The following is a 16,059-nucleotide window of genomic DNA, read 5'->3' as shown; positions in this document are numbered from 1 at the left end:
CATGAAGGCACTGCTCGATCTGCTGGATCTGGAGCAGATCGAGAACGACATTTTCCGCGGGCGCAGCCCCGAGGACCGGCAGCAGCGCGTCTTCGGCGGCCAGGTCGCCGGGCAGGCGCTGGTCGCGGCGGGCCGCACGGTGCCGGTGAACCGGCCGGTCCACTCGCTGCACGCCTACTTCATCCGCCCCGGCGACCCGCTGGTCCCGATCGTCTACACGGTCGACCGGGTCCGCGACGGGCGGTCCTTCACGACGCGCCGGGTCACCGCAGTCCAGCACGGCAAGGCGATCTTCACGCTGTCGGCGTCGTTCCAGATCGCCGAGTCCGGGCCGGAGCACCAGGCCCCGATGCCGCCCGCGTCCGACCCGGAGACGCTGCCGACGAGCCGGGACCGGTTCGTGCCGCTGTTCGGCGAGCGGTTCGCCGACGAGTGGGTCAGCCGCCGCCCGTTCGACGTCCGGCACGCGACCCCGCTGACGTGGGAGGCCGCCAAGGACCCCGCGCTGGCGACACCGGTGTCGGAAGTCTGGCTGAAGGCGGACGGCGAACTGCCCGACGACCCGCTGCTGCACGTCTGCCTCATGACGTACGCGTCGGACATGACGCTGCTCGACACCGTCCTGCTGAACCACGGCCTGGCCTGGGGCGACAAGCGGACGATGGGCGCGAGCCTCGACCACGCCATGTGGTTCCACCGGCCGTTCCGCGCGGACGACTGGCTCCTGTACCTCCAGGACACCCCGTTCGCCGGGGGAGCGCGGGGACTCGCGCGCGGTCAGGTGTTCACGCGCGACGGCCAGCTCGTCGTGTCGGTGATGCAGGAGGGCCTGATCCGCGTCACCGACGCCTGACCGGCGAACGCCGCCCCATCTTCCTGAGATGCGGCGAATCGCCCGGAAGTTCGCTGCGGAACGCGTGAAGTGAACCACGAAACCGCAGGTCAAAAATATCTTGCCGATGTCGCGCCGAGCCCCGTACGCTCGACGCGAGCAATCAACCGGCCGCCCCGGATGCCCAGATCCGGCGGAACGGCCCCGATGCGCCGAGAGGTGGTGTGCAGTCCGGTGATCAACAACACGACGAAATCGTGGCGCGCTCTGACTGCCGCGCCGCGCTCCGGCGCGTCCCCCGTGTATTGCGCTCTGCCCTCGGCTCTGCCGGGCCTCGCGCAGGCACGGCCGTGCGAGCCGGGACGGCTCAGCGAGCGGCCGGGCCTCGGCCTGGTCGGCGCCGCACGGCCGAGCGCGCGGCCTGACGGAGCGCGGCAGAAGCAGATCCAGCAGCGGGCGGATCGCCATGAGTTCGTCGGCGCCGAGAAGGCGACGGCCGAATTCGGCGTCCGCGCCATGACCGGCCTCTCCCGTCTGGGAGAGGTGTCGGGTCCGCAGCCCTGGAGGCGACCGGTCTAGCAACAGCCGGCGAGCCCCAGGCCGCGGATTCCGACACCGGAATCCGCGGCCTTTCTCTTTGCCCGAAGACCAACGACACACCCGCAGAGATCCAATGAGAGGAACCAGGGTGACCGTGACGCAGGGGGCTCTCGCCGTGAGCGACGAGGACCTCACACTTCCCTGCCGGACCGACCCGGAGCTGTTCTTCGCGGAGGCTCCCGCCGATGTGGAGCTCGCCAAGGCGCTGTGCCTGGAGTGCCCGCTGCGCAAGCGGTGCCTCGCGGGCGCCGTCGAGCGCCGGGAGCCGTGGGGCGTCTGGGGCGGCGAGCTGTTCGTGCGCGGCGTGATCGTCGCGCGCAAGCGGCCCCGCGGACGTCCGCGCAAGCACCCGGTGCCCGAGGCGTCCTGATCCCGGCCGGGCCGCGCGCCGCGCGGCCCGGCCGGGGCCGGACGACCGGCACCGCACGACGCGGCGGGCGGCCCGAACCACCGGGCCGCCCGCCGGAAGAGGGGAACCGATGACGAACACCACCACCGCGCGGACGACCTCCGCGCCGACCGCCACCGCGCCGATCGCGGTGCCGCTGGCCGCCACCGCGCCGACTGCCATCGCGCTGGCCACGGCCGCGCCGGTCGCGGGCGCGTCGGCCACGGTCGCGCGGGCCGCCACCGCGTCGGCCACGGCCGCGCTGGCCGCGGCCGTGCCGGTCATGGCCGCGCCGGTCGTCGGTGCGGCGCGCGCGGCGGAACTGGAGCGCATTCGGCGCGTCGCGGCGCTGCGCCGCGCCCGCCGGGACGCGCGGACGCGGGCGGCCCGTGTCGCGCGGGTGCTGCTCGCCCCGACTCCGCGGGAGGCTCCCCGGCCCACGCACTGACCACCGGGCCCACCACGGGGGTCCTCACCACCGGCCATCACTCGGCCCGTCCGGTTCCGCCACGGGGGCGAACCGGGCAGGCCGCACCCGGCCCGCCCGGCCGGTCGCAGGCGCCGTCCGTCCTTTCTGGGATGGTTTCGACGGGCCGCGCGCCTCCCGGCCGGGCCACCCCGCACCGGAGATCCCCTCCCCGGTGCGCCGAAGCCCGCGCGCCTCATCAGCGCGCGGGCTTCGCCTTTGCCCAAAGGTCAGGACGAGGCGGGCGTCAGCTCCGCGTCGTCCTCGTCCGCGAACCCCGGAATCCACCGGATGGACTCGGCGCGCGCCGGGATCTCGCATTCGAGCTGGCACAGCACGCCCGTCCCGGCGGACAGGACCCGGTGGACGATCACGTACTCCGGCGGCAGGTTGAGCTGCCGGACGACGTTGGTCGGCCGCAGGTCGGTGACCGTCGCCGCCATGTCGCGGAGCCATTCGCGGTTGAACGCGAACGTCTCGTTGATGAACGGTTCGGTGATCGGCGCGAGGAACGCCTGCAGCGCCTCGGCGTCGATCGTGACGTTCTCGCGGATGAAGTCCTCGTCGCGCAGTGCTTCTTCGACCTCGTCGATCTCGGCGAGGGTGCCGATGCGCAGGAGGCGGCCCATCCGGTTGAGGAACTCCGGCGGGATGCGGTCGACCGCGCCGAAGTCGAGCACGCCGAGGCGCCCGTCCTCCAGGAGGCGGAAGTTGCCGGGGTGCGGATCGCCGTGGAGCATCCCGGCGCGCTTCGCGCCCGACAGCAGGAACCGGCAGTACAGCAGCGCGGCGTGGTTCCGCTGCTCCTGGTCGCCCTCGCTGATGACCTTCGACAGCGGGATGCCGCCGATCCACTCGGTGACCAGGACGTTCCCCGCCTGCGCGACGACCTCGGGGATGTAGAAGTCCGGGTCGTCGGCGGGGTACGCCTCGCGCATCGCCGTCTGCGAGTCGGCCTCGATCGTGTAGTCGAGCTCCTCGACGACGCGTTCCTTCAGCTCGGCCAGCATCGACTTGACGTCCAGGCCCGGCATGAGCACGCCGAACAGCCGTCCGAGCCGCGCGAGCTGGTTGAAGTCGCTGATCAGCGCCTTGCCCGCGCCGGGGTACTGCACCTTGACGGCCACCGCGCGGCCGTCGTTCCAGACGGCGCGGTGGACCTGCCCGATGGACGCGGCCGCGGCGGGCTTGTCGTCGAACGACGCGAACTCGTCCCGCCAGTCCGGGCCGAGCGCCTCCGCCAGCACCTTGTGGACGGCGGACGCGGGCAGCGGCGGCGCGGCCTCCTGCAGCCGGGTGAGCGTCGCCCGGTACGGCCCGGCGATCTCCGGCGGCAGCGCGGCCTCGAAGATCGACAGCATCTGGCCGAGCTTCATCGCCCCGCCCTTGAGCTCCCCGAGCACCTTGAACAACTGCTCGGCGGTGCGCTGCTGGATCTCCAGGGCGACGGCCTCGGCGGGCCGCCCGAACGTCTTTTTCCCGATGCCCAGCGCGGTGCGCCCGGCGAAACCGAGCGGGAGGGACGCCAGCTTTGCGGACCGCGTCACCGCGCGGCGGGGAAGGTCGCTCACGTCACCCATTGTCCGCGATGTACCCGCTTTCCCGCCACAGCGACCGTCAAGAAAACCGAGCGCCCGCTTTGGTCAAGGCCGCTGCCTGCGCGAACGTCGTAAGTGTGCGCTTTCTCACCCCGGACGCGCGGCATCACGGCCCGGTCCGGCGCGGAATCGCGCGGGCGAACCACAGACCGGCGGCCGCGCAGACCCCGCCCGCGAGCCACAGCGCCCCGTGCGCCGCGCCGACCGCGCCCATCGCGGCCACGCCGAGCGTCGCGCCGACCTGGCGGCCCGCGTTCAGCAGCCCGCCGGTCGCCCCGGCCGTGCCGGGCGGGGCCGCGCCGACCACCGCCGCGACGAGCGCGGGCAGCACGAACGGCATCCCGAGCCCGGTCAGCAGCAGGCCCGGCAGCAGGCCGAGGTAGCCGCCGTCCGTCCGCGCCGCGACGGCCAGCGCCGCGCCGCCGAGCGCGAGCAGCGCCGTCCCGGCCAGGATCGGCGCGCGCGGGCCGGACCGCGCCACGATCCGCCCGGTCGCCGTCGGCAGCAGGACGAACGGCAGCGTCAGCGGCAGGAACGCCAGCCCCGTCCCGACCGGGCCGTACGACCGGTCGTGCAGCAGCAGCGGGAGGACGAACAGGTCGCCGGTCAGCGTGAAGTTCGCCGCCGCGCCGACCAGCAGCCCCGCCCGGACGCCCCGGCCGCGCAGGAACGCCCGGTCCAGGACGGGCGCGGCGCTGCGCCGCTCCAGCGCCGCGAACACCGCCGCCGCGGCGGCCGCCCCGGCGAGGGACGCGCCCGCGTGCGGCCACGCGGCCCCGCCCGCCGCGATCACCGCGTCCGTCAGCAGGGCCAGCACGGCGCAGCCCGCCGCCTGCGCGAGCCAGTCGACGCGGCGGTCGCCGCGCGGCGTCCGGACGAGGCGGCCCGCCGCGAGCGCGAGCACCGCGACCGCGATCGGCGCGTTGACGACGAAGATCGCCCGCCAGCCCGCGAGCCCGACGAGCAGGCCGCCGACGACGGGGCCGGCCGCGACCGCGCTCCCGCTGATCGCCGCCCACACCGCGACGGCCCGCGCGTGCGCGCCCCTGCCGGGGTACAGGCGGCCGATCACGGCCATCGACGCGGGCACGCACGCGGCCGCCGCCGCGCCCAGCACCGCGCGGACCCCGACGAGGAACGCCAGGTCCGGCGCGACCGCGCACAGCAGCGACCCCGCGCCGAACACCGCGACGCCCGCGCGGAACACGCGGTGCGCGCCGTACCGGTCCGCGACCGCGCCCGCCGAGGGAAGCAATGCCGCGAACACCACCGTGTACGCCGTCGTCGCCCACTGCAGGCCCGCGACGGACGTGCGCAGCGACCCGGCGAGGTCCGGTTCCGCGACGGACAGGACGGTCGTGTCGAGCAGCACCATGAAGTAGCCGAGCGAGATGCCGATCAGCGCCGCGCGGCGGCGCGCGGCGCCCGGTTCCGCCCGGACGGAAGCGTCGAGGGAAGTCATGCCGCCCACTGTCGGCCCGCGCCCGGTCCGGCTCGACCGGCTGCGCCGTACACTCCGTTCGGGAAAACCGAATGATCGGCGGGGGCATGGAACTGCGGCAGCTCCGGACGTTCGAGGCCGTCGTCCGGCACCGGACCGTGAACGACGCCGCGGCGGCGCTCGGCCTCGCGCCGTCCACGGTGTCCGAGCAGATCCGTGCGTTGGAACGGTCCCTGGACGTCGCGCTGTTCGAGCGCACCGCGCGCGGCATGCGGCTCACCGCGGCGGGGGACCGGCTGACCGGTTGGGCGCGCCGCCTGCTCGACCAGGCCGAGCAGGCGCGGCGCGAGGTCGCGGCCGAGCCCGTCGCGCTGCGGCTCGGCGCGCTGGAGACCCTCGCCGCCGTCCACGTCCCGCGCGTGCTCGCGCGGCTCGCCGAACGGCGGCCCGGCGCGGACGTCCGGGTCGTCACCGCCGCCAGCCGCGACGACCTCCTCGCGGACGCCGCCACCGGGGCGCTGGACGCCGTCCTGCTGCTCGACGCCGGCCCCGCGCTCGGGGACCTCGGGTTTCCCGTCCCCGCCGCGCCGCTGGCGTTCCTCGACCTCGACCCGGTGCCGCTCGCGCTCGTCGCCGAACCCGGCCACCCGCTCGCGGACCGCCCGCACCTCGCGCCCGGCGACCTCGCCGGGGAGCGGCTGCTCGTCAACGTCCCGAACTGCTCGTTCTGGATCGCGGGGGAGCGGGTGCTCGGGTCCGCGCCCGACCGCGTCCGCGCCGGGAGCGTCGCGGTGATGCGGGCCTGGGCCGAACGCGGCCTCGGCGTCGCGCTGCTCCCGGAGTTCGCCGTCGCGGACTCACTCGCCGCCGGAACCCTCGCCCGCCTCGCCCTTCCCGCCCCCGACCTGCGCCTGCGCCTGGTCTGGCGCGCGGACCGCGAGGACCGCCCCGGCCTCCGCGACGTCCTGTACGCGGCCTGCTGACACCCGGCCGCAGAAAGGCGGGCGGAACGGAAGTAGATCAACCCGTGATCGGACGCGGAAAGGCGGGACGCCGTTCACCACGACGCCCCGCCCGCACGGCCGGAAAGACCCGCCCGCTCAGCTCCCGGCGACCGCCGCCGGCCGCCCCGCGGGCTCGGCCGGCGCGTCCGCGCACGCCTCGGCGGCCCGCAGCGGCAGCGGCTCCGCGGCGGCGTGCCGCCGCGTCCGCCGCCGCCGGACCAGCCGCGCCGCCGTCACCGACAGCGCCAGCGGGGCCAGCACCTGCATGAGCCGGATCATCGCGGAGGCGTGCAGCCGCACGCGCGGCGCGGCCCGGTGCGCGGACGGCCGCAGCTCCCGCGCGACCGCCCGGCCGAGCACCGCGCCGACGCCGCCCGGCGTCCCGCGCCCCCGGCCCGTCCCCGTCTTCCTCTTCCTGCGCGCACCCACGGCAACCCCCCGATTCGCCCGGCGCGTCCGCTCTGGAGAGCGGTCGTCGCGTTCCTATCGAACGACACGTTGTGTACCCGCATGAATGCGGAGAGAAACGGCGCGGCCGGGCGACCGGGACGCCCGCGCGGGGCCGTGCGGGGCGCGTCCGGCCTGACCGTCCGCGTGAAAAGCCGGTGATGATTTTGTGTAATCGGCGACCGAAAGGTAAAAACATCGCGGTTGACCTGCGGCTACGCTAATTGACCCCTGTGGTTTCCACCAACGATTGGGTACGGTTCATGTGTGCCCCCAAACGTTGAGGTCCGCCGAAGCAGCCGACGACGGCGGACGGTGTCCGCCTACCGCGACGGGGACAAGGTCGTCGTGCTGCTGCCGTCCCGCCTGAGCAAGGCCGAGGAGGAGCAGTGGATCGCCACGCTCCTCCAGCGGCTCGCCGAACGGGAGCGCCGGCGGCGTCCGAGCGACGACGACCTGTTCACCCGCGCCCTGGAGCTGTCCCGCCGCCATCTGGGCGGCCGGGCCGAGCCGGCGAGCGTCCGCTGGGTCGACAACCAGCACGCGCGCTGGGGGTCCTGCACCCCCGACGACGCCACGATCCGGCTGTCCACCCGGCTGCGCGGCATGCCGCCCTGGGTGCTGGACTACGTCCTGGTCCACGAGCTGGCGCACCTGCTGATCCCCGGCCACGGCCCGGACTTCTGGGCGCTCGTCGGGCGGTATCCCAAGGCCGAGCGGGCGCGCGGCTACCTGGAGGGCGTCGCCGCCACCGCGCACCTGCCGCTCGGGCTGGACGACGCCGACGAGCTGGACGACGCGCGCCGCAGCGTCGCGGGCTGACCGGCCCTAGGTCAGTACGCGGTCGACGAGCCGCCGCAGTGACTCCTCCAGCGAGTCCGGCAGTTCGTCGCGCGTGAACCAGCGCAGGTCGTCGGCCTCGTTGCTCGCCACGGGCCGCGCGTCCGGCGGCGCGACCGCGGCGAAGTGGACGTTCAGGTGCCAGGACCCGCCCGGCCGGCACACGGCCCGGTAGCGCTCCAGCGCGGGCGGGACGGGGTCGAGCCGCAGTCCCGCTAGGCCGGATTCCTCCGTGGCCTCGCGCAGCGCCGTCCCCGCGAGCGAGGCGTCGGACGGCTCGCAGTGCCCGCCCAGCTGCACCCACAGGCCGAGCTTGCGGTGCAGCATCAGCAGGACGCGCGCGCGGTCGGCGTCGACCACCAGCGCGCTCGCCGTCAGATGCCCGGCCGCGCACGCGCGGTCCGCCGCCGCCGGGAACGCCGCCAGATGCGCCAGGAACTCGCGCCGCAGCGCCTCCTGGCCCGCGTCCGGCGCGACCCACGACGACAGCAGCCGCACCGCGTCCCCGTGGACGCCCGCGGCCCGGGGAACGGCCGTCACGCCCGTCCGACGCGCCGGTACTGCGATCCGGACCGCCGCAGCCGCCGCCGCTCGTGGTCGGTCGGCCGCTGCCAGCACAGCGCCGTGCGCGCCACCCGCCGCCGCACCGCGACCGTCGAGGACGCCGGGTCGAGGCGGCAGCCGCTCAGCCAGGAGCGGGTCCGGGGCCGTCTCACGAGCGGCCCTCCGGGCCGTCGCCCTCGTCGTCCTCGCGCTTGTCCTCGGCGTCCTCCGCCGACTCGTCCAGCAGCGAGTCCAGCCCGGACAACTCCGCCGAGCCGCCCCGCACGAACGCCTCCGGGTCGTCCAGGTCGTCCGCGCCGGGCAGCAGGTCCGGGTGGTCCCAGATCGCGTCCCGGCCGTCCGCCCCGCGCGCCTCCGCCAGCGCGCGCCACAGCGCCGCCGCCTCGCGCAGCCGCCGGGGCCGCAGCTCCAGCCCCACCAGCGTCGCGAACGTCCGCTCCGCCGGGCCGCCCGTCGCGCGCCGCCGCCGGACCGCCTCGGCCAGCTTCTCGGCCTCCGGCAGCCGCCCGGCCGCGACGCCGTTGACGACCGTGTCCACCCAGCCCTCGACCAGCGCCAGCGCCGTCTCCAGCCGGGCCAGCGCCGCCTTCTGCTGCGGCGTCTCCTCCGGCTGCAGCGACAGCTCGCCGCCCAGCGCCTCCTGGATCGCCTCCGGGTTGGACAGGTCGAGGCCCTGCACGGCCTGCTCGATGCCCGACAGGTCCACCGTGATGCCGCGCGCGTAGTCCTCCACGGCGCCGAGCAGGTGCGCCCGCAGCCACGGGACGTGCGCGAACAGCCGCTGGTGGGCGGCCTCGCGCAGCGCCAGGTAGAGCCGGACCTCCTCGTCGGGGACCTCCAGGCCCGCGCCGAACGCCTCGACCCCGGCGGGCAGCAGCGCGCCCACGCCGTCCGGCGCGAGCGGCAGCCCGACGTCCGCCGAGCCGACGACCTCGCGGGCCAGCGCGCCGAGCGCCTGCCCGGCCTGCCCGCCGACCATCGCGCCCGCCATCTGCTGGACCATGCCGATCAGCGGACCGGCCATCGCCTGCATCTCCGGCGGGATCTCCCCGCCGCCGAGCGCGCCGCCCATGCTCTCGACCATCCGCGCCGCGATCGGGTCGCAGACCTTGGCCCACACCGGCAGCGTCTGCTCGATCCACTCCGACCGGCTCCACGCCTTCGGCGCCTTGATCCCGGCCGGGACCGACGTCGCCTCGTCGAGCCACAGGTCGGCCAGCCGGAGCGCCTCCTCGACCTGGCGGCGCTCGGCGTCCACGATCGAGGGGTCGCCCTGCTCGACGACCGCGTGCCGGGCGATGTTCTTGGCCATGTCCCAGTTCAGCGGACCGCCGCCGCCACCGCCGGCGGCCTGGCCGCCGATCATGTCCGCGAAGCGGTGCAGCATGTCGGCGAACTGCCGCATGTCGCCGCCCATGCCGCCGAACGGGTTCTGGGGGTTCTCGTCGTCGCCGTCGCCGCCCGGACGGTTGAAGCCGAAGGGAGTGCCGCTCATCGGTTCGCCCCCGGGATGCATGATGGGCTCATGTCCGCAACGTTAGCCGGTCCCGGCGACGTCGCGTACCCGAGGAAGGGGGCACCTCGATGGCAACGGGCAAGGTTCGCCCTCGGCGTAGCCGGGGCCCGGTCGTGGCCGTCACCGGCGCGGCCGGGGGAGCGGGACGGCTGCTGGCGGCCCGGCTCGCCGGGAACGCGGCGGTCGGGAAGGTCGTCGCCGTCGACGACCACCGGGGCGACGCCGAGGGCGTGGTGTGGCGCGTCGCGGACGTCCGCGACCCGCTGCTGTCCAGCAGGCTCGCGGACGTGGACGTCATCGTCCACCTCGACCTCGTCCGCTCGCCGGACGCCGACGCCCGCGAGCGCCGCACCCACAACGTGCGCGGCGCGCAGACCGTCGTGCTCGCCGCCGCCGCGGCGCGGGTCCGGCGCGTGGTGCTCGTCACCAGCTCGATGGTGTACGGGGCGGCGGCCGACAACCCCGTCCCGCTCGCCGAGGACGCCCCGCTGCGCGCCGAGGCCAACGAGAGCATCGCGGGCGACTACCTGGAGATCGAGGAGCTGGCGGTCAGCGCCGCCGCCGCGCATCCCGGGCTGGACGTGACGGTCGTGCGGCCCGCCGCGCTCGTCGGCCCCGGGATCGACACGGTCGTCACCCGGCACTTCGAGGCGCCCCGGCTGCTGTCGGTGAAGGGCACCGCGCCCGGCTGGCAGTTCTGCCACGTCGAGGACCTGGCCGCCGCGCTGGAACTCGTCGTCGCGAACGAGCTGACCGGCCCGCTGGCGGTCGGCGGGGACGGGTGGCTCGCGCCCGAGGAGGTGGCCGAGATCACCGGGAAGCGGTCCTTCGAGGCGCCCGCCGCCCTCACGTTCGGCATGGCGCAGCGACTGCACCGGCTCGGGATGACGCCCGCGCCCGCCACCGACCTGCACTACGTCGCCTACCCGTGGGTCGTGGACTGCGCGCGGCTGCGGGCGGCGGGCTGGAAACCGGCGTACGACAACGCGGCGGCGCTCCGCGTCATGCTGGCGGAGTCGGCGGGGCGGCACGCCGTCGTCGGCCGCCGCGTCGGCGGCAAGGAGGCCACGATGGCGACGGCGGCCGGGGCGACGGTCGCGGCGATCGGCGCGGCCGCCGCGATCCGCCGCGCCCGCAGGCGCCGCCGCTGACGGGCGTCAGCCGCTCGCGGTGGGGGACGCCGTCGGACCCGGCTTGGCGGCCGGCTTGGCGGCCGTGCCGCCCGCCTTGGCGAGGGCGTCCCGCGCCGCGACGATCCGCTTCCACGCCTCGCCCATCGCCGGGTAGTCACCCGCCCGCCGCGCCGCGTCGAAGTCGTTCACCGCGTCCGCCAGCTCCGCGATGGCCTTGCGGGCGTCCGCGCCGAGCGCCGTCTGCCCGCCGCCGTCCGCGGACGGCACCGAGTCCGTCCCGAAGATCTTGTCGGTGGCCTCGTCGAACGTCGTCCCCGAGGCGATCTTGTCGCCGAACCGCACCAGCACCTGCCCGAGGATCGGGTACGGCTGCTGCTCGGTGCCGCCCGCCGCCTTCGCGTACATCGGCTCGACGTACAGCAGGCCGCCCGCGAACGGGATCGTCAGCAGGTTCCCCGCGACGGTCTGGGTGTTGCCCAGCCGCAGCGCGTTGAGGGCCTGCTTCACCTGCGAATCCGTCTCGAACGAGTTCTGCACCTGCCCGGGGCCCTGCGTCGGCGGCGTCCGGGGGAGCTGCAGGACGCGGATCTTCCCGTAGTCGCCCGGGTCGGACCCGACCGCCATGAACGCCGCCAGGTTCGGGCTGTTGCGCGGGTTGAACACCGTCGTCAGCGCGAAGCTCTTCGACGTCGTGCCCGGCATCTGGATGCTCTGGTAGTACGGCGGCTGCCGCTTGCCCTTGGACGCCGGGTCCTCCGGGACGTCCCAGAACCCCTCGCCGTTGTAGAACGCCGCCGGGTCCGTCACGTGGTACTTGGCGAGGATCTGCCGCTGCACCTTGAACAGGTCCTGCGGGTACCGGAAGTGGGCCTCCAGGTCGCGCGGGATCGCGGTGCGCGGCTGGACGGTCCCCTTGAACACCTTCATCCACGTCTTCAACACCGGGTCGGAGGCGTCCCACTGGTACAGCTTCACCGTGCCGTCGTAGGCGTCCACGGTGGCCTTCACCGAGTTGCGGATGTAGTTGACGTTGTCGTTGGCCTGCCGCGCGACCGCCGAGCGGGTGTCGGTGATCGTGTCGCGCGTCGCGTCGCCGAGGCTGGTGTTCTCCGCGTACGGGTAGCCGCCCGCGGTGGTGTAGCCGTCCACGATCCACTGGATTCGGCCGTCCACCACCGCCGGGTACGGGTCGCCGTCGACCGTCAGCCACGGCGCGGCCCGGCGCACGATGTCGCGCGGCGTCCGGTTGTAGAGGATCTTCGCGCCCTTGTTGATCGCGCCGGACAGCAGGAGGTTCTTCTCCTGGAACTTCGTCGCGAACAGCAGCCGGTGGAAGAACGAGTCGATCGGGACGCCGCCCCGGCCGTCGTAGGTCGTGCTGACCTGGCCCGCCTGCGTCTTGTCGGCCGGGTAGTCCAGCTCCTGCTGGCCGCTGCCGCCGACCACCGAGTACGACGGGGACCGCTCGCCGAAGTAGATCTGCGGCCGGTCCACCCGGATCTGCGCGTCCCCGGTGACCGGCATGTCCTTGGTCAGGAAGTTCGGGACGCCGCCCGCCGCGAGCCTGTCGCCCGGCGCGGACACGATCCCGTAGCCGTGCGTGTAGACCATGCGGTCCTTCACCCAGCTCTGCTGCCCGGCGGGCGCGCCCGACAGCTCGCGCAGCGCGACGAGCGTGTCGGTGGTCTGCCCGTCGATCGGGTACCGGTCGACGTCCAGGATGTCGGGGAAGCGGTAGAACGGACGGACCTGCTGGAGCTGCTGGAACGTCTCCCCGACGACGTTCGGGTCCAGCAGCCGGACGCCGTGCAGATCATCGCGCGCCTGCTTCAGCTTCTTCGGGTCCGACTCCACGTTCTCGCCGTACGGGACGACCTCCGCGTCGGAGATCCCGTACGCGGCGCGCGTCGCCTCGATGTTGCGCTCGATGAACGGGCGCTCCTTCGCCAGCTCGTCCGGACGCACCTGGAACTGCTGGATCACCAGCGGGTACACCCCGCCGAGCAGGATCGCCGACAGCACCAGCAGCGTGAACCCGACGCCCGGCAGCATCATCCCGCGCCGCAGCAGGTTGCTGACGAACAGGCCCGCGCAGATCAGCGCGATGATCGCCAGGATCGTCTTGGCGGGCAGCAGCGCGTTCACGTCCGTGTAGGACGCGCCCGTCGTCACGCCGCGCTCGGAGTGGACGAGCCCGTACCGGTCGAACCAGTACGCGAACGCCTTCAGCAGGATGAACACGCCGACCAGCACCGACAGGTGCGCCCGCGCCGCCGGGCTCGCCTTGTCGCCCGGCCCCTGCAGGCGCAGCCCGCCGTACAGGTAGTGGACCATCACCGAGGCGATGATCGACAGGATCACCGTCGCGAACACGACGCCGAGCAGCAGCCGCAGGAACGGGTACGTGAAGACGTAGAACGAGACGTCCTTGTGGAACTCGGGGTCCTTCACGCCGAACGGCGTCCGGTTCAGGAACGCCAGCCACACCGGCCACCGGCCCATCACCGACGAGCCCGTCAGCACGCCGAGCAGCAGCAGCGCGCCCGCCGTCACCAGGCGGCGGCGCGGGTCGATCAGCGCGCGGTACCGCTCCAGGCCCTGCTGCTCCACCGACAGCGGCCGGTACGCGGGCGGCAGCCGGTACGCCACCGCCATGTTCAGGCCGACGACCAGCGCCATCAGCAGGCCCGACCCCGCGAACAGGACGGCCTTGGCGGAGAGCTGCGTCGTGTAGACGCCCGAGAAGCCGATCGAGCGGTACCACAGCAGGTTCGTCCACACGGCCGTGAACACCAGGAAGACGATCAGCAGCACGGCCAGCGCGACCAGGACGGGCAGCACCAGCCGGCTCCGGCCGGTCCCGAGCGCGCGCCCGAAGCCGGGGGTCCGGAAGGTCAAGGGGCTCTCCGTTTCGACGTTCGGGCCACCGGCGGCCCCGCCGGTTCCTGCCTTAGCAACTTATCGACTCCGCTGGGGGTTCCCGCACCGCGCCGGATCAGCGGCCGCCAAGATGGTCGGGTGAATCCTCTGGAAGACGTCGTCCTCACCCTCGAACGCACCATCGGCGAGGAGGGCTGGGACCTGCCGCCCCGGCTGTACGCGCTCGTGCCCGCCGCCGAGCTGCGCGCCGCGTCCCCCGACCTGGCCGCCGAGATCGGCCTCGACCCGGCCGCCGACCAGCTCGTCCTGCTGGAGCAGCCCGACATGCCCGCCGCCGACTCGCTGGAGGAGTCGCTGGCCACCATCGTGTGGCCGGACGCGGTCGCGGGCTGCGCCATCGCGCTGGAGCGCGTCGTGCTGCCGCCCGCCGTCGAGGACGACATCCCCGACGACGCCGACGAGGCCGCCCGCTGGGTCGCCGGGCACCCCGCCCGCGAGGACGTCCGGATGATCGTCGGCGTGCTCCGCGACGGCACCCGGCACTCCGCGCTCCGGTTCCGCCGCCACGCCGCCGACGACGAGGTCCTGCACGGCGACGACCTGGTCCCCGCCGTCGGCGACGCCCTGGAGGCCACCCTGGAGCCCGACGAGCCCGACGACCCGGCCGCCGGGTAACCTGCGACGGGTGAGCGACAACGGGATTCCGGTCGCGGACCCGATCCGGCTCGCCCGAGTCCAGGACCGGCCGCTGTCGGTCGACGAGGTCTTCGCCGCCGTGGGCGACCCCGCCGCCGGCGGCGTCGCGCTGTTCGTCGGGACCGTCCGCGACCACGACCACGCGCGCGCCGTCCGGCGGCTGTCCTACAGCGCCCATCCGAGCGTCGAGGACGAGCTGCGCACCGTCATGGGCAAGGTCGCGGCGGACCTCCCCGTCCGCGCCCTCGCCGCCGTCCACCGCGTCGGGGACCTGGAGATCGGGGACCTCGCCGTCGTGGTCGCCGCGTCCTGCCCGCACCGCGCCGAGGCGTTCGCCGCGTGCCGCCGCCTCATCGACGACCTCAAGGCGCAGGTGCCGATCTGGAAGCACCAGCTCTTCGCGGACGGCGGCGACGAGTGGGTCGGGGCCTGCTGAACCGGCGGCTGCGCATAGAGTTTCGGCCATGTCCCGACACGCCGTCACCCTGACCGTCGCGAGCGTCCTCGTCCTGCTGCTCGCGGCCGTCGCGTCGGTCCTGAAGGTGCCCTACGTGGCGCTCATGCCCGGCCCGACGAGCAACACCCTCGGCGCCAACGACAAGGGCGAGCCCCTCGTGAAGATCGAGGGACGGCAGACCTACGACGACTCGGGGCACCTCAACTTCACCACCGTCACCTACCGGGGCGGGCCGGGCGCGCGGATGGACCTGCTCAGCGTCCTCAACGGCTGGCTCAAACGGGACGTCTCCATCGTCCCCGAGGAGACGCTGTTCCCCAAGAACGAGTCGCAGAAGCAGGTGGACGCCGAGAACACCCGGCAGATGCAGGACTCCCAGCAGAACGCCGAGGTCGCCGCGCTCCACGAACTCGGGATCACCGTGCCGTCCGGCGTCGTCGTCCAGTCCGTCCAGAAGGGCAAGCCCGCCGACGGGCAGCTCCGGCCCGGCGACGAGGTCGTCGCCCTCGACGGACGGAAGATCACCGACGTCGCCGACGTCACCAGGCGCATGGGGGACCGGCGGCCCGGCTCCGTCGCCGAACTCACCCTCCGGCGCGACGGCAGGGAACAGAAGGTCACCCTCGCCACCGTCCCCTCCGACGACCGCAAACGCGCCGTCGTCGGCGTCGTCCTCGGCACCGCCTACCGGCTCCCCTTCAAGATCGACATCAGCGTCGGGGACATCGGCGGCCCCAGCGCCGGCCTCATGTTCTCCCTCGCCATCCTCGACAAACTCACCCCCGGCTCCCTCACCGGCGGCAAGTTCATCGCCGGCACCGGCACCATCGACCCCGCCGGGAACGTCGGCCCCATCGGCGGCATCCAGCAGAAGATGATCGCCGCCCGCGACGCCGGCGCCACCGTCTTCCTCACCCCCAAGGACAACTGCGCCGACGCCACCGCCGCCCGCCCCAAGGGCCTCCGCCTCGTCCGCGCCGACACCCTCCACCAGGCCCGCCAAGCCCTCGACGCCCTCACCACCGGACACGGCCCCATCCCCGCCTGCCCCTGATTTGCACAACCCCCCACCGCCCCATAGAGTTAAGACATCGCCGCGGGGTGGAGCAGTTCGGTAGCTCGCTGGGCTCATAACCCAGAGGTCGCAGGTTCAAATCCTGTCCCCGCTACGGAGCTTGGGGCTCGTCTGGTCGCAAC

17 protein-coding genes and 1 tRNA gene are annotated in these 16,059 nt (G+C 74.2%); 11 read left to right on the top strand and 7 right to left on the bottom strand.

The window, feature by feature from the left end; genetic code table 11:
* Nucleotide 1 precedes the first annotated feature (1 nt).
* From tesB to G339_RS0129480, 4 genes are all read left to right on the top strand, one after another.
* Complete coding sequence (gene tesB, locus G339_RS0129490; RefSeq protein WP_019634665.1) at nucleotides 2–853, top strand: acyl-CoA thioesterase II; 852 nt, start codon at nucleotides 2–4, stop codon at nucleotides 851–853.
* 213 nt (nucleotides 854–1,066) lie between these two features.
* Nucleotides 1,067–1,411: a hypothetical protein gene (locus G339_RS39185; RefSeq protein ID WP_157408088.1), complete on the top strand. Its 345-nt coding sequence runs from the start codon at nucleotides 1,067–1,069 to the stop codon at nucleotides 1,409–1,411.
* Nucleotides 1,412–1,520: 109 nt separating this feature from the next.
* Nucleotides 1,521–1,802, top strand: coding sequence for a WhiB family transcriptional regulator (locus G339_RS0129485; protein WP_019634664.1), 282 nt, complete (start codon nucleotides 1,521–1,523; stop codon nucleotides 1,800–1,802).
* A gap of 109 nt (nucleotides 1,803–1,911) precedes the next feature.
* Nucleotides 1,912–2,268, top strand: coding sequence for a hypothetical protein (locus tag G339_RS0129480; protein WP_019634663.1), 357 nt, complete (start codon nucleotides 1,912–1,914; stop codon nucleotides 2,266–2,268).
* Nucleotides 2,269–2,516: 248 nt separating this feature from the next.
* Here the strand turns inward: G339_RS0129480 and G339_RS0129475 are convergent, their stop codons facing one another.
* Nucleotides 2,517–3,866: an ABC1 kinase family protein gene (locus G339_RS0129475; RefSeq protein ID WP_169514799.1), complete on the bottom strand. Its 1,350-nt coding sequence runs from the start codon at nucleotides 3,864–3,866 to the stop codon at nucleotides 2,517–2,519.
* A 124-nt stretch (nucleotides 3,867–3,990) separates the two neighbouring features.
* On the bottom strand, nucleotides 3,991–5,346 hold the full coding sequence (locus G339_RS0129470) for an MFS transporter (RefSeq protein WP_019634661.1): 1,356 nt from the start codon (nucleotides 5,344–5,346) through the stop codon (nucleotides 3,991–3,993).
* A gap of 71 nt (nucleotides 5,347–5,417) precedes the next feature.
* Between G339_RS0129470 and G339_RS0129465 the strand changes: the two genes are divergently transcribed.
* The gene (locus G339_RS0129465; RefSeq protein WP_019634660.1) at nucleotides 5,418–6,308 is read left to right on the top strand and encodes a LysR family transcriptional regulator; all 891 of its coding nucleotides are present in this window, start codon (nucleotides 5,418–5,420) and stop codon (nucleotides 6,306–6,308) included.
* Between the two features lie 117 nt (nucleotides 6,309–6,425).
* On the opposite strand, the gene G339_RS0129460 is transcribed toward G339_RS0129465, so the two are convergent.
* Entirely contained in the window at nucleotides 6,426–6,758 is a 333-nt protein-coding gene (locus tag G339_RS0129460; RefSeq protein ID WP_157408087.1) for a hypothetical protein, read from the bottom strand.
* Between the two features lie 285 nt (nucleotides 6,759–7,043).
* Here G339_RS0129460 and G339_RS0129455 point away from each other — a divergent pair, with 285 nt between their 5' ends.
* The gene (locus G339_RS0129455) at nucleotides 7,044–7,598 is read left to right on the top strand and encodes a M48 metallopeptidase family protein (protein WP_084693488.1); all 555 of its coding nucleotides are present in this window, start codon (nucleotides 7,044–7,046) and stop codon (nucleotides 7,596–7,598) included.
* Nucleotides 7,599–7,604: 6 nt separating this feature from the next.
* Here G339_RS0129455 and G339_RS0129450 read toward each other — a convergent pair whose 3' ends face one another.
* Genes G339_RS0129450 through G339_RS0129440 form a run of 3 tightly spaced genes read right to left on the bottom strand, consistent with a single transcriptional unit; the run spans nucleotide 7,605 to nucleotide 9,675 of the window.
* Nucleotides 7,605–8,156, bottom strand: coding sequence for an NUDIX hydrolase (locus tag G339_RS0129450; protein ID WP_019634657.1), 552 nt, complete (start codon nucleotides 8,154–8,156; stop codon nucleotides 7,605–7,607).
* Nucleotides 8,153–8,332 carry a hypothetical protein gene (locus tag G339_RS0129445; protein ID WP_019634656.1) on the bottom strand — a complete coding sequence of 60 codons (180 nt, stop codon included), beginning with the start codon at nucleotides 8,330–8,332 and terminating at the stop codon, nucleotides 8,153–8,155. Before G339_RS0129445 ends, G339_RS0129450 begins: the two co-directional genes overlap by 4 nt.
* Complete coding sequence (locus G339_RS0129440) at nucleotides 8,329–9,675, bottom strand: zinc-dependent metalloprotease (RefSeq protein WP_019634655.1); 1,347 nt, start codon at nucleotides 9,673–9,675, stop codon at nucleotides 8,329–8,331. Before G339_RS0129440 ends, G339_RS0129445 begins: the two co-directional genes overlap by 4 nt.
* Nucleotides 9,676–9,764: 89 nt before the next feature.
* On the opposite strand from G339_RS0129440, the gene G339_RS0129435 reads away from it, so the two are divergent.
* The gene (locus G339_RS0129435) at nucleotides 9,765–10,847 is read left to right on the top strand and encodes an NAD-dependent epimerase/dehydratase family protein (RefSeq protein ID WP_051107997.1); all 1,083 of its coding nucleotides are present in this window, start codon (nucleotides 9,765–9,767) and stop codon (nucleotides 10,845–10,847) included.
* Between the two features lie 6 nt (nucleotides 10,848–10,853).
* On the opposite strand, the gene G339_RS0129430 is transcribed toward G339_RS0129435, so the two are convergent.
* Complete coding sequence (locus G339_RS0129430; protein WP_019634653.1) at nucleotides 10,854–13,727, bottom strand: UPF0182 family membrane protein; 2,874 nt, start codon at nucleotides 13,725–13,727, stop codon at nucleotides 10,854–10,856.
* A gap of 120 nt (nucleotides 13,728–13,847) precedes the next feature.
* On the opposite strand from G339_RS0129430, the gene G339_RS0129425 reads away from it, so the two are divergent.
* From G339_RS0129425 to G339_RS0129410, 4 genes are all read left to right on the top strand, one after another.
* Complete coding sequence (locus G339_RS0129425; protein ID WP_019634652.1) at nucleotides 13,848–14,384, top strand: PPA1309 family protein; 537 nt, start codon at nucleotides 13,848–13,850, stop codon at nucleotides 14,382–14,384.
* A gap of 10 nt (nucleotides 14,385–14,394) precedes the next feature.
* Nucleotides 14,395–14,841 (top strand): molybdenum cofactor biosynthesis protein MoaE, encoded by a 447-nt coding sequence (locus tag G339_RS0129420; RefSeq protein WP_019634651.1) that lies wholly within the window; start codon nucleotides 14,395–14,397, stop codon nucleotides 14,839–14,841.
* A 28-nt stretch (nucleotides 14,842–14,869) separates the two neighbouring features.
* Complete coding sequence (locus G339_RS0129415) at nucleotides 14,870–15,916, top strand: YlbL family protein (protein ID WP_019634650.1); 1,047 nt, start codon at nucleotides 14,870–14,872, stop codon at nucleotides 15,914–15,916.
* A gap of 41 nt (nucleotides 15,917–15,957) precedes the next feature.
* Nucleotides 15,958–16,031 (top strand) — tRNA-Met (locus G339_RS0129410).
* The last annotated feature ends 28 nt before the right edge of the window (nucleotides 16,032–16,059 follow it).

The organism is Actinomadura atramentaria DSM 43919, from assembly GCF_000381885.1.
In the GTDB taxonomy this organism is placed as follows: Bacteria; Actinomycetota; Actinomycetes; order Streptosporangiales; family Streptosporangiaceae; genus Spirillospora; species Spirillospora atramentaria.
This window is presented reverse-complemented; position numbering and strand designations above follow the sequence as displayed.

Excerpts from the sequence above, each read along its gene's own strand:
- G339_RS0129470 (WP_019634661.1), bottom strand. The coding sequence starts at position 5,346 with ATGACTTCCCTCGACGCTTCCGTCCGGGCGGAACCGGGCGCCGCGCGC.
- G339_RS0129435 (WP_051107997.1), top strand. The coding sequence starts at position 9,765 with ATGGCAACGGGCAAGGTTCGCCCTCGGCGTAGCCGGGGCCCGGTCGTG.
- tesB (WP_019634665.1), top strand. The coding sequence starts at position 2 with ATGAAGGCACTGCTCGATCTGCTGGATCTGGAGCAGATCGAGAACGAC.
- G339_RS0129415 (WP_019634650.1), top strand. The coding sequence starts at position 14,870 with ATGTCCCGACACGCCGTCACCCTGACCGTCGCGAGCGTCCTCGTCCTG.
- G339_RS0129440 (WP_019634655.1), bottom strand. The coding sequence starts at position 9,675 with ATGAGCGGCACTCCCTTCGGCTTCAACCGTCCGGGCGGCGACGGCGAC.
- G339_RS0129475 (WP_169514799.1), bottom strand. The coding sequence starts at position 3,866 with ATGGGTGACGTGAGCGACCTTCCCCGCCGCGCGGTGACGCGGTCCGCA.
- G339_RS0129465 (WP_019634660.1), top strand. The coding sequence starts at position 5,418 with ATGATCGGCGGGGGCATGGAACTGCGGCAGCTCCGGACGTTCGAGGCC.
- G339_RS0129480 (WP_019634663.1), top strand. The coding sequence starts at position 1,912 with ATGACGAACACCACCACCGCGCGGACGACCTCCGCGCCGACCGCCACC.